At 53.0% G+C, this 19,621-nt stretch carries 18 protein-coding genes; 6 read left to right on the top strand and 12 right to left on the bottom strand.

From position 1 onward, the window contains the following. Positions 1-270 precede the first annotated feature (270 nt). The 10 genes from A8O25_RS06015 to A8O25_RS24200 form a co-directional block, all read right to left on the bottom strand. Positions 271-930 carry a 3-oxoacid CoA-transferase subunit B gene (locus A8O25_RS06015; protein ID WP_066832113.1) on the bottom strand — a complete coding sequence of 220 codons (660 nt, stop codon included), beginning with the start codon at positions 928-930 and terminating at the stop codon, positions 271-273. A gap of 21 nt (positions 931-951) precedes the next feature. Beyond that, positions 952-1,647, bottom strand: coding sequence for a CoA transferase subunit A (locus A8O25_RS06010; RefSeq protein ID WP_066832111.1), 696 nt, complete (start codon positions 1,645-1,647; stop codon positions 952-954). A gap of 116 nt (positions 1,648-1,763) precedes the next feature. Beyond that, positions 1,764-2,168 (bottom strand): hypothetical protein, encoded by a 405-nt coding sequence (locus A8O25_RS06005; protein ID WP_153042612.1) that lies wholly within the window; start codon positions 2,166-2,168, stop codon positions 1,764-1,766. Between the two features lie 95 nt (positions 2,169-2,263). Beyond that, entirely contained in the window at positions 2,264-3,190 is a 927-nt protein-coding gene (locus A8O25_RS06000) for a bifunctional riboflavin kinase/FAD synthetase (RefSeq protein WP_066832107.1), read from the bottom strand. Beyond that, positions 3,168-3,881, bottom strand: coding sequence for a tRNA pseudouridine(55) synthase TruB (truB, locus tag A8O25_RS05995; protein WP_066832104.1), 714 nt, complete (start codon positions 3,879-3,881; stop codon positions 3,168-3,170). Before truB ends, A8O25_RS06000 begins: the two co-directional genes overlap by 23 nt. After that, entirely contained in the window at positions 3,881-4,723 is an 843-nt protein-coding gene (locus A8O25_RS05990; RefSeq protein WP_066832102.1) for an undecaprenyl-diphosphate phosphatase, read from the bottom strand. The genes truB and A8O25_RS05990 overlap by 1 nt, the downstream gene beginning before the upstream one ends. Beyond that, positions 4,723-4,944, bottom strand: a complete 222-nt coding sequence (locus A8O25_RS05985; RefSeq protein ID WP_066832100.1) for a DUF3098 domain-containing protein — start codon at positions 4,942-4,944, stop codon at positions 4,723-4,725. Before A8O25_RS05985 ends, A8O25_RS05990 begins: the two co-directional genes overlap by 1 nt. A 15-nt stretch (positions 4,945-4,959) precedes the next feature. Further along, entirely contained in the window at positions 4,960-5,859 is a 900-nt protein-coding gene (locus A8O25_RS05980) for a cell division protein FtsX (protein ID WP_066832098.1), read from the bottom strand. 440 nt (positions 5,860-6,299) lie between these two features. Continuing rightward, positions 6,300-7,250 carry a translocation/assembly module TamB domain-containing protein gene (locus A8O25_RS24205; RefSeq protein ID WP_082893488.1) on the bottom strand — a complete coding sequence of 317 codons (951 nt, stop codon included), beginning with the start codon at positions 7,248-7,250 and terminating at the stop codon, positions 6,300-6,302. Then, positions 7,160-10,876, bottom strand: a complete 3,717-nt coding sequence (locus tag A8O25_RS24200) for a translocation/assembly module TamB domain-containing protein (protein ID WP_479559375.1) — start codon at positions 10,874-10,876, stop codon at positions 7,160-7,162. Before A8O25_RS24200 ends, A8O25_RS24205 begins: the two co-directional genes overlap by 91 nt. Before the next feature lie 6 nt (positions 10,877-10,882). Between A8O25_RS24200 and tsaD the strand changes: the two genes are divergently transcribed. Beyond that, positions 10,883-11,887, top strand: a complete 1,005-nt coding sequence (gene tsaD / locus A8O25_RS05965) for a tRNA (adenosine(37)-N6)-threonylcarbamoyltransferase complex transferase subunit TsaD (protein ID WP_066832092.1) — start codon at positions 10,883-10,885, stop codon at positions 11,885-11,887. Positions 11,888-12,534: 647 nt separating this feature from the next. On the opposite strand, the gene A8O25_RS05960 is transcribed toward tsaD, so the two are convergent. Together A8O25_RS05960 and A8O25_RS05955 are read right to left on the bottom strand one after the other, a co-directional pair. Then, a complete protein-coding gene (locus A8O25_RS05960; protein WP_066832087.1) occupies positions 12,535-14,250 on the bottom strand; it encodes a pyruvate dehydrogenase complex dihydrolipoamide acetyltransferase in 1,716 nt (571 codons plus the stop codon). A 137-nt stretch (positions 14,251-14,387) separates the two neighbouring features. After that, complete coding sequence (locus A8O25_RS05955) at positions 14,388-15,002, bottom strand: histidine phosphatase family protein (protein ID WP_153042610.1); 615 nt, start codon at positions 15,000-15,002, stop codon at positions 14,388-14,390. A gap of 50 nt (positions 15,003-15,052) precedes the next feature. Between A8O25_RS05955 and A8O25_RS05950 the strand changes: the two genes are divergently transcribed. From A8O25_RS05950 to menD, 5 genes are all read left to right on the top strand, one after another. Continuing rightward, on the top strand, positions 15,053-15,478 hold the full coding sequence (locus tag A8O25_RS05950; protein ID WP_066832083.1) for a hotdog fold thioesterase: 426 nt from the start codon (positions 15,053-15,055) through the stop codon (positions 15,476-15,478). A 33-nt stretch (positions 15,479-15,511) separates the two neighbouring features. After that, positions 15,512-15,748, top strand: a complete 237-nt coding sequence (locus A8O25_RS05945; protein WP_066832081.1) for a DUF433 domain-containing protein — start codon at positions 15,512-15,514, stop codon at positions 15,746-15,748. Further along, a complete protein-coding gene (locus A8O25_RS05940) occupies positions 15,745-16,098 on the top strand; it encodes a DUF5615 family PIN-like protein (protein WP_066832079.1) in 354 nt (117 codons plus the stop codon). The genes A8O25_RS05945 and A8O25_RS05940 overlap by 4 nt, the downstream gene beginning before the upstream one ends. Before the next feature lie 77 nt (positions 16,099-16,175). After that, positions 16,176-17,402, top strand: coding sequence for a chorismate-binding protein (locus A8O25_RS05935; RefSeq protein ID WP_082893481.1), 1,227 nt, complete (start codon positions 16,176-16,178; stop codon positions 17,400-17,402). Further along, positions 17,399-19,111: a 2-succinyl-5-enolpyruvyl-6-hydroxy-3-cyclohexene-1-carboxylic-acid synthase gene (gene menD / locus A8O25_RS05930; RefSeq protein ID WP_066832077.1), complete on the top strand. Its 1,713-nt coding sequence runs from the start codon at positions 17,399-17,401 to the stop codon at positions 19,109-19,111. Before A8O25_RS05935 ends, menD begins: the two co-directional genes overlap by 4 nt. The last annotated feature ends 510 nt before the right edge of the window (positions 19,112-19,621 follow it).

Here is a 19,621-nt window from a genome sequence, read left to right as displayed (position 1 = left end):
ATGGTTGCTGCTTTCCGCCGCAAGTTAGAGCTTGTTTAAAGAGTTATTGCACCGGCATTAAAACAGAAGCAAAAGGTTCTGGCAAAGCCAGGTTATTCTGGTGCCGTTTTAAAGCGCAGAAGACAATTTTAACATGCTCTAAGCACAAAGGTAAGCTGGCACTTTTGTTTTAAGAACAAGTATCTATACGCTGTTTTTGGCCTGTTTTCTGAAAAACAGGTCAAAAACACAAAATTAGAGGTACGGCTTGCGCCGAAGTGGTAACAACTCTCAGGCAATTTTAATTTCAGGAATCTCCCCTTCTACCAGCAAACGGCCTTCAGTGGCGGCCAGAATCTGTTCTACCGTTACGCCCGGAGCCCTCTCCAGAAGCTTAAAGCCATCTGCTGTCACCTCCAGTACGGCCAGATCTGTGACTATTTTCTTAACGCACTGCAAACCGGTGATGGGCAGGGAGCACGTCTTGAGCAGTTTTGACTGACCGTCTTTTGAGGTATGCTGCATGGCCACAATGATGTTCTTGGCAGAGGCCACCAGATCCATGGCACCGCCCATGCCTTTCACCATTTTGCCCGGGATCTTCCAGTTGGCAATGTCTCCGCGTTCAGAGACTTCCATGGCGCCCAGCACGGTCAGCTGCACATGTTCGCCCCTGATCATGGCAAAGCTTTCTGCCGAGCTGAAAAGGGCAGAGCCGGGCAAGGTGGTCACGGTTTGCTTCCCGGCATTGATAAGGTCTGGGTCTACCTCACTGTCAGTAGGGAAGGGGCCCATGCCCAACAGGCCATTCTCACTCTGCAGCACCACATTCATTCCCTCGGGTATATAATTGGCCACTAACGTGGGAATTCCAATCCCCAGGTTCACATAAAACCCGTCTTCCAGTTCCTGGGCTATGCGTTTCGCTATTCCGTGTTTATCTAAAGGCATACTGTTCAAAATGAGTACTAGTTAAGACCGAATGGTACGTTGTTCAATGCGCTTCTCATAGTCCTTCCCCTGGAAAATGCGCTGCACGTAAATGCCGGGGGTATGGATCATGTTGGGGTCCAGCTCGCCCACAGGAACCAGTTCCTCTACTTCGGCAATGGTGATTTTGCCGGCGGCGGCCATCATGGGGTTAAAATTGCGGGCGGTGCCTTTGTAAATAAGGTTGCCGGCCGTGTCTCCTTTCCAGGCCTTGACCAGCGCGAAATCTGCCTTAAGCCAGGTTTCCATGAGATACATTTTGCCGTTGAACTCACGGCTCTCCTTGCCTTCCCCCACCTCAGTGCCATAGCCGGCGGGAGTGAAGAAGGCAGGAATGCCCGCGCCGCCGGCCCTGATGCGCTCGGCCAGCGTTCCCTGCGGGATCAGCTCCACCTCCAGCTCCCCGGAGAGCAGCTGGCGCTCAAACTCGGCATTTTCACCCACGTAGCTGGAGATCATTTTCTTAACCTGCCGTTTCTGCAGCAGCAGCCCAATCCCAAAATCATCTACCCCGGCGTTGTTGGAGATGCACGTAAGGTCTTTCACCCCCAACCGAAGGAGCTCTTGGATGGCGTTCTCAGGAATTCCGCAGAGCCCAAACCCCCCCAGCATGAGGGTGGCGCCAGAAGGGATGTCATGGCAGGCGGCAGCGGCGTCTTGTACTACTTTGTTGATCATGTGACTCTAAGTAGAGATGGAAAGTTATCTTATTTGAAAGGGCAGCTAGGGCCCAGTTTTCTCAGAATGTGCGTTTTAGACCTGTTTTCAGAAAAACAGCCTGAAAACAGGAATACCTATGGAATTCTCCTGGAGGACATCATGCCCCCAAAAAATGCCATGGGCAGGTACACCAGCAAAGAAACAATGCTAAACCAGAGCGGGTGCGGAATCACCAGCAGATTGGCAATTCCTGAAAGCATGAGCAGCAGCCCTACTGCCAGCGCATGTACCACCGGTTTTGCGGGGGCATAGCGGGCGCCCACCATACCGCCAAACCAGGAACCGAGGGCGTAGGCCAGCAGCACCAGGAGGAGCGCGCCGGTTGGGGCAGTGGCAAGATAGGAGCCCACTGCCTGCGTGTCATCCAGGGAAAGGTTGCCGGGGGTGGGGTACCACTGGTGCCCAAGGTACTGGACCAGACCAATGGTGAAGACACCTACGGCTGCCCCGCCTAACACAGCGAGTATGCTTTTGAACATAGAACAGGAACGTTAGAACTGACAAACCTAATCTGGGCTGCCTTCTTCCCCTTTCTATCGTGAAAGCCCGTGGTGAAGTTACGGAAAAGACTGAATTATCCTAACAGTTGTAAGGCGGTGGCTTTGTCCTGGTGCAGCTGCCGGACCAGTAGGTCCAGGTTCTCATACTTCTCCTCAGGCCGCATGTAGGCAATAAAGGAGAGGGTGATTTCCTGGCCGTAGAGCTCCCCCTCAAAATCAAAGAGATGGACCTCAATGGTCTGGGAAGAGCCGTTCACGGTAGGGTTGGTGCCAATGCTGAGCATGCCTTTGAAGCTGCCAGATGTGGTTTTTACCATGACCGCGTAAATACCAATGGCCGGCACCTGTTTCAGTTTGTCCTGGGGTTGCAGGTTGGCGGTGGGGTAGCCCAGGGTTCTGCCTAATTTTTTCCCTTCCACCACCCGTCCTGAGAGGGTATAGGGGCGACCAAGATAGCGGGCGGCGGTTTCTACATCGCCTTTCTCCAAAGCGGTTCTGATCTTACTGGAGCTCACGCCCACCTCGTCAATATCCTGCCTGGGAATCTCCTCCACCTCAAAGCCGTACCGGCGGGCGTTGGCCTGCAGGTAATCAAACCCGCCTTCCCTGTTTTTCCCGAAGCGGTGGTCATAGCCAATGACCAGTTTTTTGGTGTGCAGTGTGTTGATCAGTATCTGCTGGATGTATTCCTCAGACGTGAGCTGTGCAAATTCTCTGGTGAACGGGAGTATCAGGAGATAGTCTACCCCAAACTGTTCCAGCGCCTCTATGCGCTCTTCAATGGTGGAGAGCAGACGCAGGGAGTCATCATGAGGGTTAAGGACCGTGCGCGGATGCGGCCAATACGTTATCACCACGCTCTGCCCGGTGCTTTGGCGGGCACTCTCAGTAAGCCGGGCCAGTATTTTCTGATGGCCCACGTGTACGCCGTCAAAGGTGCCAGAGGTCACCACCGCATGCGCAAGTAAAGGAAATTGGTTAAGCTCCCGGATGACGATCATGCTGGGCAAAAAGTTTATCGCGGAGTTCCTGTACTTGTTCCAGGCTCATGGCCTCTTCTAATTTGTAATCGCCAATACGGGTGCGCACCAACTCAGATAAGTAAGCGCCGCACCCTAGTTTCCCGCCCAGGTCCCGGGCTAAACTCCTGATGTAGGTTCCTTTGGAGCAAACTACCTTAAACGCAATCTGGTTGCCGTCAACAGAGGTGATGGCAAACTGCTTGATGGTGATGCGCTTTGCTTTGATTTCGGCCTCGCCGCCCTTGCGGGCAATGGTGTAGGCGCGCTGCCCGTTTACTTTTACCGCCGAGTAAATAGGGGGCACCTGATCAATCTCCCCTTCAAACGAAGCCGCCGCTTCTCTGATCATCTGCTCTGTGAGATGGTCTGTGGGGGAGGTAGAGTCGATTTCGGTTTCCAGATCAAAGGAAGGGGTGGTGTGGCCCAGCACCATTTTACCGGTGTATTCCTTCTCCTGTGCCTGAATCTCCTCAATGCGTTTGGTGAATTTGCCAGTGCAGAGAATCAAGAGACCGGTGGCCAGGGGGTCTAACGTGCCGGCGTGGCCAATTTTTTTGATGCGCAGGGTGAACTTGGTTTTCTTCACCACGTCAAAAGACGTCCAGGTGAGGGGTTTGTTGATCAACAGGACCGCCCCTGCCTCAAAATCAAAATTGCGTTCTTCCTGCATTATACTACCTGAATGTCTACCCCAAAGGCCAACAGCATTAAAATCACCAGACCCACTATAATACGGTAGTACCCAAATAGTTTAAACCCGTATTTCGTCAGGAAGCCAACAAAGAATTTGATGGCGGCCATGGCCACAATGAAAGCCACCACATTGCCTATGAGAAGCGCCTGCCATTCCTGGGGGGTAATGGCGTTAAAACCCGCCTCAATTTTGGGGAGGTCAAACGTGAGCAGATCAGATATTTCAAGGTGCAGGAGGTCTGTCACCACTTTGTAACCGGCTGCGGCCAGCATGGTGGGCACTGCCATAAAGAACGAAAACTCGGCGGCCGCTTTTCTGGTCATGTTCTGCGTCATGCCGCCAATGATAGAGGAGGCAGACCTGGAAACCCCGGGAATCATGGCCAGGCACTGAAAAAAGCCTATCACCAGTGCGTTTTTATAACTGGGGGTGGTTACAGGGTTGGTCTTCTCCCTAAACCAGCGGTCAATGAAGATCAGGATGATCCCCCCCAGCACCAGGCTAATGGCCACCACCTCTACACGCTCCAGCATGGCGTCTACCACATCTTTCAGCACAAAACCAATGGCCAAGGCCGGAACCACCGCTACCAGCAGCTTCTTGTAAAAATCAAAGGAGTTGATGAACCGCTTCCAGTACAGCACCACCACTGAGAGAATAGCCCCAAACTGAATGGTGACGGTAAACATTTTAGTAAATTCAAAGGCGCTGATCCCCATAAGGCTGGAGGCAATCACCATGTGGCCGGTAGAAGAAACCGGCAAAAACTCTGTCAATCCTTCTACAATGGCAAGGATAATGGCTTCCCAGATACTCATTAAGCGTCTTTTCTAGGTTTGGCCAGAATGGCAAAGAATTGAATGATAAACCCAACCACCAGTACAAGGGGGCCAAGCGTAAGGCCCAGGAAACCGTAACCGTAAGGTTCAGAGTCAAGGGCCATGATGATAAAGCCAATGGCCATCACCAGCAGACCTAACAGCATGATCTGGTAATTTCTTTTTCCGAAGGAGAAAAGGTTGGTGTTCTTAGTATCCATGGGGTGTTGTTAATCCTAGTATAAATCGTCTAAAGAAGCTCTCAGGTATTTTTTTACTGAGCGGTAAGAGCTGAAAAAGCCCAGTAAACCACCCAGCACCAGCAGGGCCGCCATTAAAATCACCATCTGCCGCTCATCACGCAGCACGTACAGCTCACTTATTTCATGGTACGCATACTGGAGCAGGGCAAACAGCAGCAGGGAGGCCAGCAGGCCGCTGATAATTCCCTGAAAAACCGCCCGGTTCAGGAACGGCCTCTGAATGAAGAAGGAGGTGGCCCCCACCAGCTGCATGCTCCTGATCAGGAACCGCTGGGAGAACAATGCCAGTTTGATGGTATTGTTGATGAGAATGATGACCACCAGTACCAGAATGCCCGCAAACGAGAGCAACACAATGCTCAGGCGTCTCAGGTTCTGGTTAATGGAGTCAATCAGACTTTCTACGTACTCCACCTCATACACGCCCACCGTGTTCTGCAGGTCATGCTTTATTTTCTTGAGCTGGGCCGAAGTGGCAAATTCAGGGTTGATGCGCAAAATGAAGGCATCCCGCAACGGGTTCTCCCCCAGAAAGGTCAAAAAATCCTCCCCACTGTCTTCTATGAATTCACGGGCACCGTCTTCCTTTGAGAAAAACGTTACCTGCGCTTTGCCCTCCTGGTAGGCTATGTATTCTTTGCGGGCCAGCGTTTTTTTCAGCTTCTCTATTTCCAGGGGGGTAAGGTCACGGTCAAGGTACACCTGCACCTCCATGTTCTCCTTTACCAGATTAGAGAGTTTACCGGCATGTATAAGCAGTAACCCAAACAAACCAATCACAAACAGCGCCAGCGTAATGCTGAAAATCACCATGGTGTGCGGGTAGTTGCCCAGCTTCTTCTTACGGGTATGTTTTAGCGGTTTTGCTGCCATAGGATGTATGCTCGCAAAAATAGCAATTATTTAGAACAAGACCGGATCCCTGAGCGTTTTTAGCCTGTTTTCAGAAAAATAGGTCAGAAACAGAACCGGGAAGTCCTTCTGCCAAAGCCAGATGTAGACACCGGTTCCTTATAAACGAAGCAAAAGGACTGGTATTACAGCAGGCTGGGAACAGGAGATGGGGCCGAAATCATATTGACAGGAAGGCCAATGCTACTCTGCCTTACCGAGCCTTCCCCTGGCTATTATATAACCTGGCATGGCCCATTTCCCTTAACCGCCCCGAACGCCAAAGCTGCTTTTACCTGCACCGTCTGGCGCTTGCCTCAACTGAACAACATGGTTGTTCGCAGTTCTTCAATTCCTCTTAGAAACCAGCATTCCTGTTTTCGGGCTGTTTTCTGAAAAACAGGCCGAAAACAGGAATGCAATTAATTTGGGTTGATAATTGGTACCCGCTCGTCTTCGTCAATAATCTGGCGGGCAGGTTCCTTGATCTTCTTGGGGAAGATGCTGCGCCAGAGTTCCCCCAGGTTGTCAAAGTTGGCCTGGTGCAGCACACTAATGGTTTGTCTGGTGGCGGTGGTGTTGGCCTCAAAATCCCGCGGGGTGGTCTGGTGGGTGACCCGTAACCGCAGCTGGCCGCTCTTGCTCAGGTAGAACTCACCAGAGAGGTCGCCAATGGCGGTGGTTCTGCCGCTGTTGCCCACCTGGTTGTTGTTGATGCTGCCTTCACGGGTAATGCGCAAACGGCCCTCCAAAAAGGTATAACTGAGGCGCAATTGAATGTCATCCAGCACCTGATCACCGCTGCCGCTCACCCCAATGTCAACCTCCAGGTTGGGGTCTATCTGGGAAAGCCAGTAGCTGAACTGGTTGGAGAAGAGTTCCCCCACGCTGCTGCCCAAATCGCCCACGGCCACCTGGAATTCGTTCTGCGGCGACAGGCGTTTAAAGGCCAGGAGCGAGAAAACCTGCCGGTTTAGTTCCTGTTCGTCATTCCTGATGGTGTTCAGGTAGTTGGTGATCTGGTCTTCCAGCAGACTGGGAGTGTCATTGAACTCCAGGTTCAGCCTGATCTGCGGCGTGGTGAGGGGGCCGTCCAGATCCATGACCGCCGTTACCGGATACCGGCCCCAGGTAATCCCAGACTGTGTTTGGGCAGCTCCCAAGGCCAGAATTGGTTCTAACGACACCCGCTGGGTGTAGGTGGCCGTGATGTTGAGCAGACCTTCCAGGGGGTCTCCGTTCCAGGTCACGGTTCCCCCCGGCCTTATGTTGAATTCTTTGTTCACCAGCCCCAGCAGGGTGAAGTTGTACCGGCCCTGTATGATCTCATAGGTGCCGTACATGGAGAACTCACCGCGGGTATCAATGTCCATCCTGATATTCCCCCTTCCGCGGCCGCGATGATGTCTCCTGTTTTTTCATCAAAGATGAGTTCCAGGTAGGCGTTTTCATCAATGTCTAGGTTAAAGTTGAGCCTGATGCCTGAGAGATCAAGGCCTTTCTTCTCTGGAACAACCCCGGTAGCGGCGGCTGTGTCTCTGAGGGCCGGGTTGGTATTGATGAAACTGATAAAGTTCTGCTGCTCCAGTGAGGTGGCGTTGTCTAACGGAATAGAGATTTGGGTGTCTTTCTCACTTTTAGCCTTGATGTCTACCCGCATGTTTGAAGTGGGCCCCAACACGGTGACCTCTCCCGTGGCAAAGGCGGTACCAAAGTACATGGGGTTGTCTTCGCGGGTGGTGTTCAGTACCATGAAGCGGGTGAAGATGGCTTTCAGATCCAGCACCATGTTGCTGAAGCCGTCATGGAAGACCCCGCCATTCAGAATGGCCGTGTTGTTGTAAATGTCCCGCAGCCGTACATTCCGGAAGGAGATGTCGTTCTCACTGAAGTAGACGCGGTCTGAGAACGTGTACTTGGTTTTGAGGTAGTTGAATACAAAAGAACCGTCTGTCACCATCACAGAACCTTTCAGGATTGGCCCGGAGAGTTTCCCAGAAATCCTAACTCTGCCCGCCATGGTACCGCTCATATCTGTCATGATGGTTTTAAGCAGGGGCTCCACAATTTTAATCTGGGCGTCATCCATGACCGCCATAAGATCCAGTTCCTGCGCCCCCCCGTCTGGGTTGTAGGTACCGGTGAGGGACAGCACTTTCTGGTTGTCGCGGCTAATTCCCACGTCTACATTCAGGAGTTCCCGGGTATTGTCCCAGGCGGTGGTGCCGGTAACGTTTCCTATCAGAAGATTGTCAACCATGAAAGAATCTACCGTCATGCGCGAAGACATGATGATGTTCTGGTAGAGGTCTCTGAGGAGCAGCTCCCCGTTCAGGCGACCGTTGATCTTGTCTGGCAGCAAAGGGTTCAGGTTTTCGAGCTGGAAATCCTGGATAGCAACGGTCAGCAGCTGCTGCGGATTTCTGGAGACCGCCCCGGTGAGGGTGATGCTTTGGGGCCCGTTTGAGAAGATGATGTTGTTGAAGTTGATGTCACCGTCTTCAAACACAATGGTGTTGTTGGGGGAGATGGTCCAGACGCGGTCCAGCACATTGATGTTGGAGCGGTTAAAGACAATCTGAATATCATCCTGGTGAAACGCCACATTTCCGCTGATGTTGGCGCGGTTGGTGGTGCCGGTTTGGGCAATGTTGCTGGAGAAACTGATCAAGCGGTCATTCCACACCCCTTCTACGTACAGGTTTTCTGTGTCACCGGCACCTTTCAGCCTCTGCCGTTCTGATGTCACCACCGCGTTGGCCAATACATCTGCACTGTTCCAAAGCTTAGACGATGTGAAATCTACCCGGTTCTTGTAGAACTGGTTTTTGCCGTAGTACACCGTGTCAACCGTGCCCACCAGGGAGAGGATGGCGGTTGGCCCGTTTCTGAAGGAGCCTTCCATGTGGGTGAAGTCTGAAAGGGAAACCTCAGGGGCGAAGGCGTGCAGCAAGGGGTTCACCCTCCTGAAAAGCACATCCAGTTCCACCTCATACGGCGCGGGCGGTGTAGCCGGTTTGCGGCGGTAGTAATTGGCCAGGGCCACCGGGTCATTCCTGAAGTTCAGCCGGTACTCTTCATAGAGGGTCTTGAGGTCAGCAAAGAGGGTACTGTATTGAAAATTCCCCCCTGCCCGCAAGGCCAGCAGCTCTGAGCCTACATGCAGTTCCCTGATGCCGTCATGGAAATGGGAGACCACCTCCAGAGAGTCAATGGCCACTTTCTGGTCCTGGTAGCTCAGGAAAGTGTTTTCAAAGGTGGCGGTACCGCTTATTTCATCCAGTTTCACACCGGTAAAGTCTACCTTTGCGTCTGTTTCCAGGTAGATCTGTTGATCAGTGAGCCCTAATGTTTTCAGGTTGGCGCGTTTCAACTGCACGCTCAGGTTAAAAATCTGGTTGTTGTTCTGCAGGTTGACCTTGCCATGGGCGGTGAGGGCAAGGTTTGGGTCCTTAATGCTCAAATCACCGTTGAAGGTCTCCCGGCTCAGGTCTGCGTCTACTACAATGTTACGGTAGTTGTAGTTGTACAGGTCAATGGCATTGATAGTGGCATCCAGTTGCAGGTGAGCGGTTTCAAAGGAGAATCCGCTGCCTTTCACTCTGCCGTCTAGCGCCACCCGTTTAATGATGCTTCTGTCCCCAATGAGGCCACCAACGTCAAACCCGCCGGTCTTTACATACCCGCTGTAAGAGGAGTGGTTGGCGTTCTGCTTGTCAAACTTCAGGTTGATGTCAGACTGCAGATTTCCCAGCGGCGTCTTAAATGCCCCGTTGGCTACAAAGTCATTGTAGAAACCGGTAAAGTCTCCCTCCAGTTGAATGGTGCCCGCCCGTGCGGCTATGTCATAGGCGGGTTGCGGAATATACCGTTTCAGATCACGGGCATTGAGGGTGCTGCCCTCCAGGTGCAGGTCAGCAAAGGTGTTCCTGAAATCTGGGAGGCCATCTGCACTTATATCTCCTTTGATATGGGTGTTTTTTCCGTATCTGATGTCAACGTTCTGAGCTCTGAAGCTGTTGGTTTTGCCTTTTACATTACCAGAGAGCAGGACCTTCTCGTCCCAGTCTTTGAGCACCTCGGCAAACATGGAGATGTCATCTGAGGTGACATAGGTGCTGTCAAAGTTGGCGGTGACTTCTATGCTGTCATTGAAGTGCACAAAATTACCGAAGCGCCGGTAATCAAACCGTACAAAGTTGGCCAGATGGCTGTTGTTCACCCGCAGGTTCAGTTTGCCCCATTCCCAGAAGGTGGGGGCGTAAACCATGCGGGTGTCGAGTTCTTTGAGGAAGGCGCCGGAGCGCTTGTCCTGGGTGGTGAGGTTGGTGATTTGGCCGTACAAAGTGTCACCTTTGATATCCAGTTCAGAGAACCTGCCACTGATCCGTTCCAGGTCCAGATGGTCATAGTCTACTCCATAGTCAGAAAAAGGCTCATTGTAGTCATGGTAAGTGAAATGACCGTTTTTGAGCACCAATTCATCAATCTTGAACTTGAACGGGTTCTTGGCCTGGGCGGTGTCTGTGGTTATGAGCTTGCCCAGGGAGCGGATGAACGTGCTCATGTTGAGCGTGTCAGAACCTTTGTACTGGATCAGGTTGGCCTCTGGTTGGGTGAGGGTGAGCGAGGAAATATAAAGGCTGTCTGGGGAGAAAGGGTTGAAGTGGCCAATGTCTGCCTCCAGTTCCCCCACATAGAAAAGGGTTTTCTTCTGGCGGTCCAGCACGCGTACCTTGTTCAGTACCACGCTCTTGAAGAACCTAATGTCAACCCCACCAATAGTCACCTGGTGGTCAATGGTTTCAGAGATGATTTCAGCGGCTTTTTGGGCCACCCGGGTCTGGACACTAGGAATCCGGAGGGCCATGAAGAGCACGCCCACCAGTACCATCACAAAGATTAGCGTGCCCAGAATTATTTTTAACAGAGCTTTTGCTATAACTTGCGGATAGTTTTTCTTTTTTTCTTGCGTCTCTTCTTGGTTTGGCGTCTCCAACGGATTATGAACCCTACAATATTAGCGATAGAATCATCTTGTGATGAGACCTCGGCGTCTGTCATTCAAAACGGCCATGTGCTGTCAAACATTGTGGCCACGCAGGCAATACATGAGCAATACGGCGGGGTAGTGCCAGAGTTAGCCTCCAGGGCACACCAGCAGAACATTATTCCCGTAGTTGCACAGGCCCTGCAAAAAGCAAATATAGCAAAATCAGAGTTAGATGCGGTGGCATTTACCCGCGGCCCGGGTTTGCTGGGGGCGCTTTTGGTGGGTTGCTCGTTTGCCAAATCTTTCGCGCTGGGTCTGGAGATCCCTTTGATAGAGGTGAACCACATGAAAGCGCATATCCTGGCGCATTTTATTGAAGCCCCCCGGCCAGCCTTCCCGTTTCTCTGCCTCACCGTGAGCGGCGGACACACCCAGATTGTGCTGGTGCGAAGCCATCTGGACATGCAGGTGCTGGGCCAGACCACAGATGACGCCGTGGGCGAAGCCTTTGACAAATCTGCCAAACTGCTGGGGCTGCCGTACCCGGGCGGCCCGCTGCTAGACAAAAAAGCGGCGGCTGGAGACCCAAACCGTTTCCAGTTCCCCATTGTGAACATGGAAGGCTATGACTTCTCCTTCAGTGGCATCAAGACTTCCATCCTGAATTTTGTAAAAAAGAATTCTGCCGCTGACCCAGAGTTTGTGCAGCATAACCTGGCCGACATTTGCGCCAGCATCCAAAGCGCCCTGATCCAGACACTGATGAAGAAACTGGTGCTGGCGGCCAAGGAGCAAGGCATAAAAGAAATTGCCATTGCCGGCGGTGTCTCTGCCAATTCTGGGTTAAGGGCCACCTTGCAAGACTACTCTAAACGGTACGGCTGGAACGTCTACCTGCCTGCTTTCCAATATTGCACAGACAACGCCGCCATGATTGCCATGGCCGCCCATTACCAATTCCTGGCCGGAGACTTCACTGACCAGTACGCCAGCCCAGACCCAAGGCTGAAAGTATAAGGCATGTTCCTGTTTCTGGCTTGTTTTTAGGAAAACAGCCCGAAAACAGGAACAGCGGCGTTCCTTCCCCTTCAGGGAAAGGGGAGGAGGAGGGCAAGTCCGTTGCTTTTAGAATAGCAAAGGCCAAACAGAGAAAAGGCACGGAAGTAGCTTCCGCGCCAAAGAAAAGATTGCGTCTATGCTCCGTCTTATCTGGCGCGAGTCTCCAGACTCGTGCGATGGGTGGTTGGAGTCTCCAGACTCCTGTTATCACATATTCCCAACTCTTGGTTCCCGGCGAGTCTGGAGACTCGCAGCACGGGTAGGCACGAGCTGCAAGCTCGCGCCAGCGCATTTATTCTTAACCATCAACAATGCACAATCAGCCATTTCAAAAAGACCTCGTAGCGTCCGGAGGACCTGCGAGCGTCTAAGCCAACTTCTAACCCAATCCTGAAAATTCACCTAATCCCGAAAATCCTGCTTCTGGCAATTGGAACCACCCTCATCCTAACCTTCTCCCAGCGGGAGAAGGGACACCGCTATTTGCGTTTTTAGCCTGTTTTTCAGAAAACAGGCCTAAAACAGCAAGAGCCGAAGGATTTCTCCCTCGGCTCTTGCTTATCTATAGTCCGTCTAACAACGAAGAACAAACAACTAGCAACTAATTACACCAGCATGGTCACCGGGTTCTCCAGGAACGCTTTCAGGGTCTGCAGGAACGCAGAACCTACGGCGCCGTCTACCACGCGGTGGTCGCACGATAATGTTACCTTCATCACGTTGCCAATCTGGATCTGCCCGTTTTTCACCACTGGCGTCTGCTTGATTCCGCCTACGGCCAGAATACAGGCATCTGGCGGGTTGATGATGGCAGTGAATTCCTCAATGCCGAACATGCCCAGGTTAGAGATGGTGAACGTGCTGCCTTCCCAATCACTTGGCTGGAGTTTCTTAGACTTGGCTTTGCCACCCAAGTCTTTTACTTCGGCAGAGATGGTAGAAAGTGATTTCTGGTCGGCGTTGCGAACAACCGGTACCAACAGGCCTTCTTCCACGGCTACGGCCACGCCAATGTTCACCACGTTGTTGTAGCGAATCTTGTCGCCTAACCACGAAGAGTTCACGGCTGGGTGTTTTTTCAGGGCAGCGGCGGCGGCTTTGATGACCATGTCGTTGAATGATACTTTCACCGGAGACACCTCGTTCATGGCGGTGCGCGCTTCCATGGCCTTGTCCATGTCAATTTCCATGGTGAGGTAGAAGTGCGGCGCGGTGAACAAGCTCTCAGACAGACGGCGGGCAATCACCTTGCGCATCTGTGTAACCGGAACCTCAGAGAACGCTTCACCAGACTGAGCCGGAGCGGCTTGCGCAGCCGGGGCTGCAGCTTGGGGTTGGGCAGCTTTAGGAGCGGCGGCGCCAGGGGTGAAGTTCTCCACGTCACGCAGCACAATACGGCCGTTCTCGCCAGAGCCTTTTACCTGAGCTAAGCTGATGCCTTTTTCCTGGGCCACTTTCTTCGCCAGCGGCGAGGCTAAAATACGGCCTTGGTTTTCTGAACCAGCGGGAGCACCTGAACCTTGGCTTGGAACCTGGCCACCGGCGGCTTGGTTTACACCGTCACCAGATTGGGTTTGGGCATCGGTTTTATGGTTTTCGGCGCGGGTGACTTCTTCAATAGAACCAGACAGAACATTGGCTCCTTTGTCTTCGGCTTTGCCGCCACCGTTCAATAAGGCCTGGTAATCTGCCCCGGCTTCACCAATGATGCAGAGCACACCGTCTACGGCCACTGAGGCACCGGCCTCTACGCCAATGTACAGCAGGGTTCCGTCTTCATAAGATTCCAGCTCCATGGTGGCTTTGTCGGTTTCCACCTCGGCCAGCAGGTCTCCGGATTTTACTTTGTCGCCCACTTTCTTGTGCCACGCCACAATGGTTCCTTCCTGCATGGTGTCGCTCATTTTGGGCATTTTCACCAGTTCAGCGTTCACTTTAGCGGCAGGCGCCGATGGTGCGGCGGCAGGGGCGGCTTCCTGCTTGGCTTCGGCTTTAGGGGCCTCGGCTGGTTGAGGGGCTTCAGCAGCGGGGGCAGGGGCGCCGCCGCCGTTCACTTCGGCCAACAGGCCGGAAATAACTTCGCCTTGCTTGCCAATGATGGCCAGCACGCCGTCAACGGGCACCGACTCGCCGTCTTTGGGCCCGATGTATAACAAGGTTCCGTCTTCGTAAGACTCCAGTTCCATGGTGGCTTTGTCGGTTTCCACCTCGGCAAGAACGTCCCCAGATTTCACAGAATCACCAACTTTCTTCAACCATGAGGCAATGACCCCTTCGGTCATGGTGTCGCTCATCTTGGGCATTCTAATGATTTCGGCCATAGTATTTGCTCAGTTTTAAGGCTTCAAAAATAGAGGCAAAAATGCTCTAATACAAATATGGTGGTAAGAGAATGTAAAGTCGTTTTTGAGCTATTTTCAGAAAAACAGGCCGAAAACGGAAAAGTTGTTCCTGAAACTCAGCCCAGATGTGAGACATCGTCAAACTTCTCCACCCAAAACATGGTGCCCGTGTGGTTCAGCTCATAGAGGCAGAGGTTGTGGTGGGTGAAGCGGTCCATCTGGTAGAGCGGGTAGTGCAGGAGCCACGCCAGCAGCACCCGCATGGCACGGCCGTGCATGCAGATAAGAATGGTTTGTTCCTCGGGCCGTGACAGAATCAATTCCATCACCGGTTTCTGCCGCTCGGCCACCTGTTCCGGGCTTTCGCCGCCCTCAATGGGCAGGTGGGTTTCGCCCTGGTTCCAGCGCTCCAGCATCTCATAGTAATAGGCGTCCTCCTCAGGGGTGATTCTGGTGCCCTCCCGGTGTCCCCAGCAGATTTCGTTCAGCCCTGCGTGCTGCTCAAACGGAATGCCCAAGTCAATGAATGGCTGCACACTCTGCACGCTGCGCTGCAGCGCCGAGGTGTAGATTTTATCGAATTTCACGTGCTGGTACGCCTGGAAGAATTTGTCGGCCTGCCAGCGGCCGGTTTCATTGAGGGAACTGTCTACGCCGCTGCCTTGCACAATCCCTTGCAGGTTGAGGTCGGTTTGGCCGTGCCGGATGAGGTATATTTTTTTGAGGCTCAATTTTACGCTAATTTGCGGCCCAAGATAGGCCATTATTCCCAATACTACCCATGAAAAAACGCCGCGACCTCACCCTGGAGCAACTCAACGCCTGGAACAAGAATACGTTAGGAGAGCACCTGGGGATGGAATACACAGAAATTGGCGATGATTATTTAATTGGCCGCATGCCCGTTGACCACCGCACGCATCAGCCCATGGGCCTGTTGCACGGCGGCGCCTCAGTGGCCCTGGCCGAAACACTGGGGAGTGTAGCTGCCACCATGTTCCTGGATTTGGAGAAGCAGTACTGCGTGGGGCTGGAAATCAACGCCAACCACATCAAGAGTGTGCGTAGCGGGTTTGTCTATGGCAAGGCCACGGCCGTGCATGTGGGGCGCAAGACCCAGGTCTGGGAAATACGTATTACCTCAGAGGCCGGCGATTTGGTGTGTATTAGCCGCATTACCATGGCCGTTTTGGATAAAGTGAAATAGATTTTTGCGTTGCACCAATATTAAGCCTAGCTCATGCAGGAAGAACTGATTAACCGCATTACCATTGACCCGGACATCTGCCACGGCAAGCCTACCATCAGGGGATTGCGCTACCCCGTGGAGAACATGCTGGAACTCTTGGCCGCAGGCATGACCATTGAAGAACTATTGGAAGATTACCCAGATTTGGAGCGGGAAGATTTTCTGGCGTGTCTGCAGTACGCCGCTAAAGTGTTGCAGGTGAAGGGCGTGTACCGCATTGCCTCATGAAGTTTTTGGTAGATGCTCAGCTGCCTAAAAGCCTTTCTGAGTTCTTTAAGAATCAAGGAGTTGATTCTGTGCATACGCTGGATTTACCCGAAAAGAATGCTACGAAAGACGGCTTGATTGCCCGTTTGGCAAAAGAGCAGGAGCGAATTGTCATCACCAAAGACACCGATTTTCTCAAATCCTATATCATTAAGAAAGAGCCGCCAAAGCTACTCCTTTTGAAAACAGGGAACCTAAAGAACCAAGGACTGCTGGCTTTATTTGAGAAGAATCTTGCGTTGCTGCAGAGATTATTAAAACACCATGATTTGGTGGAAATGACCCGTGATGAAATTATTGTACATCAGTAAATAGATGCCGTAGAAACTAAAAATTTCAAAGCGCATGTGCCTAACAAAACGGGCAGCAGAGCCAACCTTAACATTCCATGCCCGACAATATTTCTTCCTCAATCCACCAATCCACTGCCGGCCTTTCGCCGCAGGAGATTTCTTTTTCATTGTTTAAAGCTGCCGCTCAAGCTGAACTCCCCACTGCTCTCTGGCGGCTGCCCAATACGCAACACGTACAGGCACTGGTGGCCAAGGAAACGGAGAATTCTTTGCCGCCGCTGGAAGGCCCGGGAAAAGGATTTGCTTTCCACCCGTTCCAGGTTTCCCCAACATCTCCTATTAATTTCCTGCCCGCAGATATCTATTACTGCGGCAAAGCCGATGAAAACGTAGAAGTCAACACTATAGATTTGCCAGAGCGTTTTCGGGCTGTTTTGGCGAAAACAGGCCAAAAACAGGAAAGCCAGCCGTTACAGAACTGGGCGCAGCACCCGCAGGGCACCGTTTCCGCTATTAGGCGAGATGCGTTTGAGCAGACGGTGGCCGCGGCGGTGAGTGCCATGCAGGCGGGCTGTCTGGAGAAGGTGGTGCTGTCCAGAACCAAAACGCTGCCGCTGTTTGAGGGGTTTGACCTGTTGCAGACCTTTGACCACCTCACCCAACTGTACCCCACGGCTTTCGTCTCGTTGGTGGCCATTCCGGGCATTGGCACGTGGCTGGGCGCTACGCCAGAGGTTTTAGTGCAGATTGACCGCCACCGCGTGTTCAGAACGGTGGCCTTGGCCGGAACGCAACCCATCACCGACGGCCTCACGCCCGCCGATGCCATCTGGCGGCAGAAGGAAATTGAGGAACAGGCCTTGGTGCAGCGCTACATCATCAGCTGTTTCAAACACCTCCGGCTGCGCGAATACGTGGAGGCGGGGCCCAGAACCATAGCCGCCGGAAATCTGCTGCACCTCAAAACCGATTATAGTGCGGCCATGGACGAAGTTGGATTTCCGCAATTGGGTTCCCAGATGCTGGAACTGTTGCACCCCACTTCCGCCGTGGGCGGAATGCCCAAAGCCGCGGCCCTGAAAATGATAAATGAACTGGAGCAGCACGACCGCCGGTACTACAGCGGGTTTCTGGGACCGGTACAGCTGGGGCAGGAGACCAACCTGTTTGTGAACCTCCGCTGTGCGGAAGTAAGGAAAGAGACCGTGACCGCCTACGCCGGCGCCGGCATGACCGCTGACTCCAACCCCGCCAAAGAATGGCAGGAGACCGAACTCAAAATGCAGACCGTGCTGCGCCTTTTCCAAGCCTCTGAATCATGATTTTACAAGCCGTCATTGACATAGCCGAAATCTGCGCCCGCAAAGGTGTGCAGGACGTGGTGCTTTCGCCGGGCTCGCGCTGCGCACCGCTCACACTGGCCTTTGCCCGTCACCCGCAACTGCGGGTACGCACGGTGCCAGATGAACGCAGCGCCGCCTTCATTGGGCTGGGCATCGCGCAGCAGACGGGCAAGCCGGTGGTGCTGGTCTGCACCTCTGGCACTGCCGCCTACAACTACGCGCCCGCCGTGGCCGAGGCTTTCTACCAGAACATTCCGCTGTTGGTGCTCACCGCTGATAGACCGCCCGAGTGGATTGACCAGCTGGACGGCCAAACCATCCGGCAGAGCCACATCTACGGCGGCCACGTGAAGCGCAGCCTGGATTTCCCGGTAGATACGTCGCACGCAGATTCCCAATGGCACGCCAACCGTTTAATCAATGAAGCCTTTAACGAAGCCACCGCTTTTCCGGAAGGTCCCGTGCATCTCAATATTCCGCTGCGCGAACCTTTTTACCCCGAGGAAGGGGAGGTGTTCGCGTTTTCCAGTGATGTGAAAATCATAGAGGAACTGCCTTCTGCTTTCGGCCTGCCGGCCGAGGTTTGGCAACAGTTGGCAACTGAATTGAAAACATACAAGCGCGTGCTGGTGGTGGCCGGGCAAGGCAGGAAAGACGATGCGCTGCACGCCGTCATCCAGAACTTCTGCCGCGCCACCGGAGCTGTGTTTGTGGCAGACACCATCAGCAACCAGCAAGCCGATGGCGAAACCATCAACTACCATGACGTGTTTCTGGGAGCCAAACACCTGCAAACCGAGGAGGCGCTCAAGCCAGATTTACTCATTACGTTCCATAAATCACTTATCTCCAAGAACCTGAAACTGTTCTTGCGCCAGCAGCAGGGAATGGCCCATTGGCACGTGCAACCGGCGGGCATGGTAGCCGATACCTTCCAGAAACTCACCCGCATCATCCGAACGCAGCCGCAGACGTTTTTTGAGCAGTTGACGCAGCAGGAAACAGGGTTGCAAGTAACTCCCGCGTTTACCCAAGCCTGGCATGAACTGAACGCTACCGCGAAGTCGGTTTTGATGCGTTTTCAGGAAAACAGCCCATTTTCAGAGTTCAACGCGTGTTACCAGGTGTTGCGGAATCTGCCTCAGAACAGTCTTTTGCACCTGGCCAACAGCATGAGCGTGCGCTACGCCAACCTCATCGGCGTGGCCGAAAACCCAGGCGTGGAGGTCTTTGCCAACCGCGGCACCAGCGGCATTGACGGCAGCACCAGTACCGCGGTTGGCTCGGCGTTGAGCACCGACAAACTGGTGACGCTGGTGACGGGAGACATGGCGTTTCTGTATGACCGCAACGCGCTCTGGCACAATGACCTGCCCCAGAACCTGCGCATTGTTGTGCTCAACAACCACGGCGGCGGCATCTTTAGAATGATTGAAGGACCCAGAAGTCAGCCTGAGTTACGGCCCTTCTTTGAGACCGAGCAACGCCAAACCGCCCAGAAAACCGCCGAAGACATGGGGCTGGGTTATTTGAAAGTGACAGACTCGGTTTCACTGCAAGAAGCTTTGACCGGTTTCTTTGACCCATCGGCGGGGCCGCAACTCTTAGAGCTAGAAACCAGCAGCCCGGAGAACTACGAGATTTTTGCGGAGTACCGGAAAGCGGTACAGGGAATAAAGCTGGGATAAAGGTGATTTCCGTTTTCGGCCTCTTTTCCAGAAATGAGGGCAAAAACAGAAACCGTTTCACTAGGTTTTTCAACTATGGCGCGGAAGTCACTTCCTAACCGTAAGTCACGGAAGTAACTTCCGCGCCATATTCTGCTAAACGCTCTTCCGGATTTGTAATCCGGAAGCAAATAACTGGGGGATTTGTAATCCCCGTCTCGGCACTTTTGAACAGCACGCGCCGCGGATTGCAAATCCGCAGGTAATCAAATTCGGGATTGCAAATCCCGAATAGCGGAAGATTGCAAATCCCGAATAGCGCAGACAAAAGCAGATAATTGCGCTTTGGGGCATGGCTTTTCCCCTTGGTCCTTCTGGAAGAATCTTGGCGGCAAGCGGCAGTAACGTATTATAAAAAGACATCTAGTTCGCCCACCGGTTCCTTTCAGAATGACTAAAAAAAGTGGGAAGGCGTGGTGAATGTTCAGAAATAGGATTGAAGCGCAGGAGGAACGAACGGTGCACTACTTT

The organism is Rufibacter ruber (genome assembly GCF_001647275.1).
Classification (GTDB): domain Bacteria; phylum Bacteroidota; class Bacteroidia; order Cytophagales; family Hymenobacteraceae; genus Nibribacter; species Nibribacter ruber_C.
Note: the sequence above shows the minus strand (reverse complement) of the source record. Positions and strands in the feature narration are given on the sequence as shown.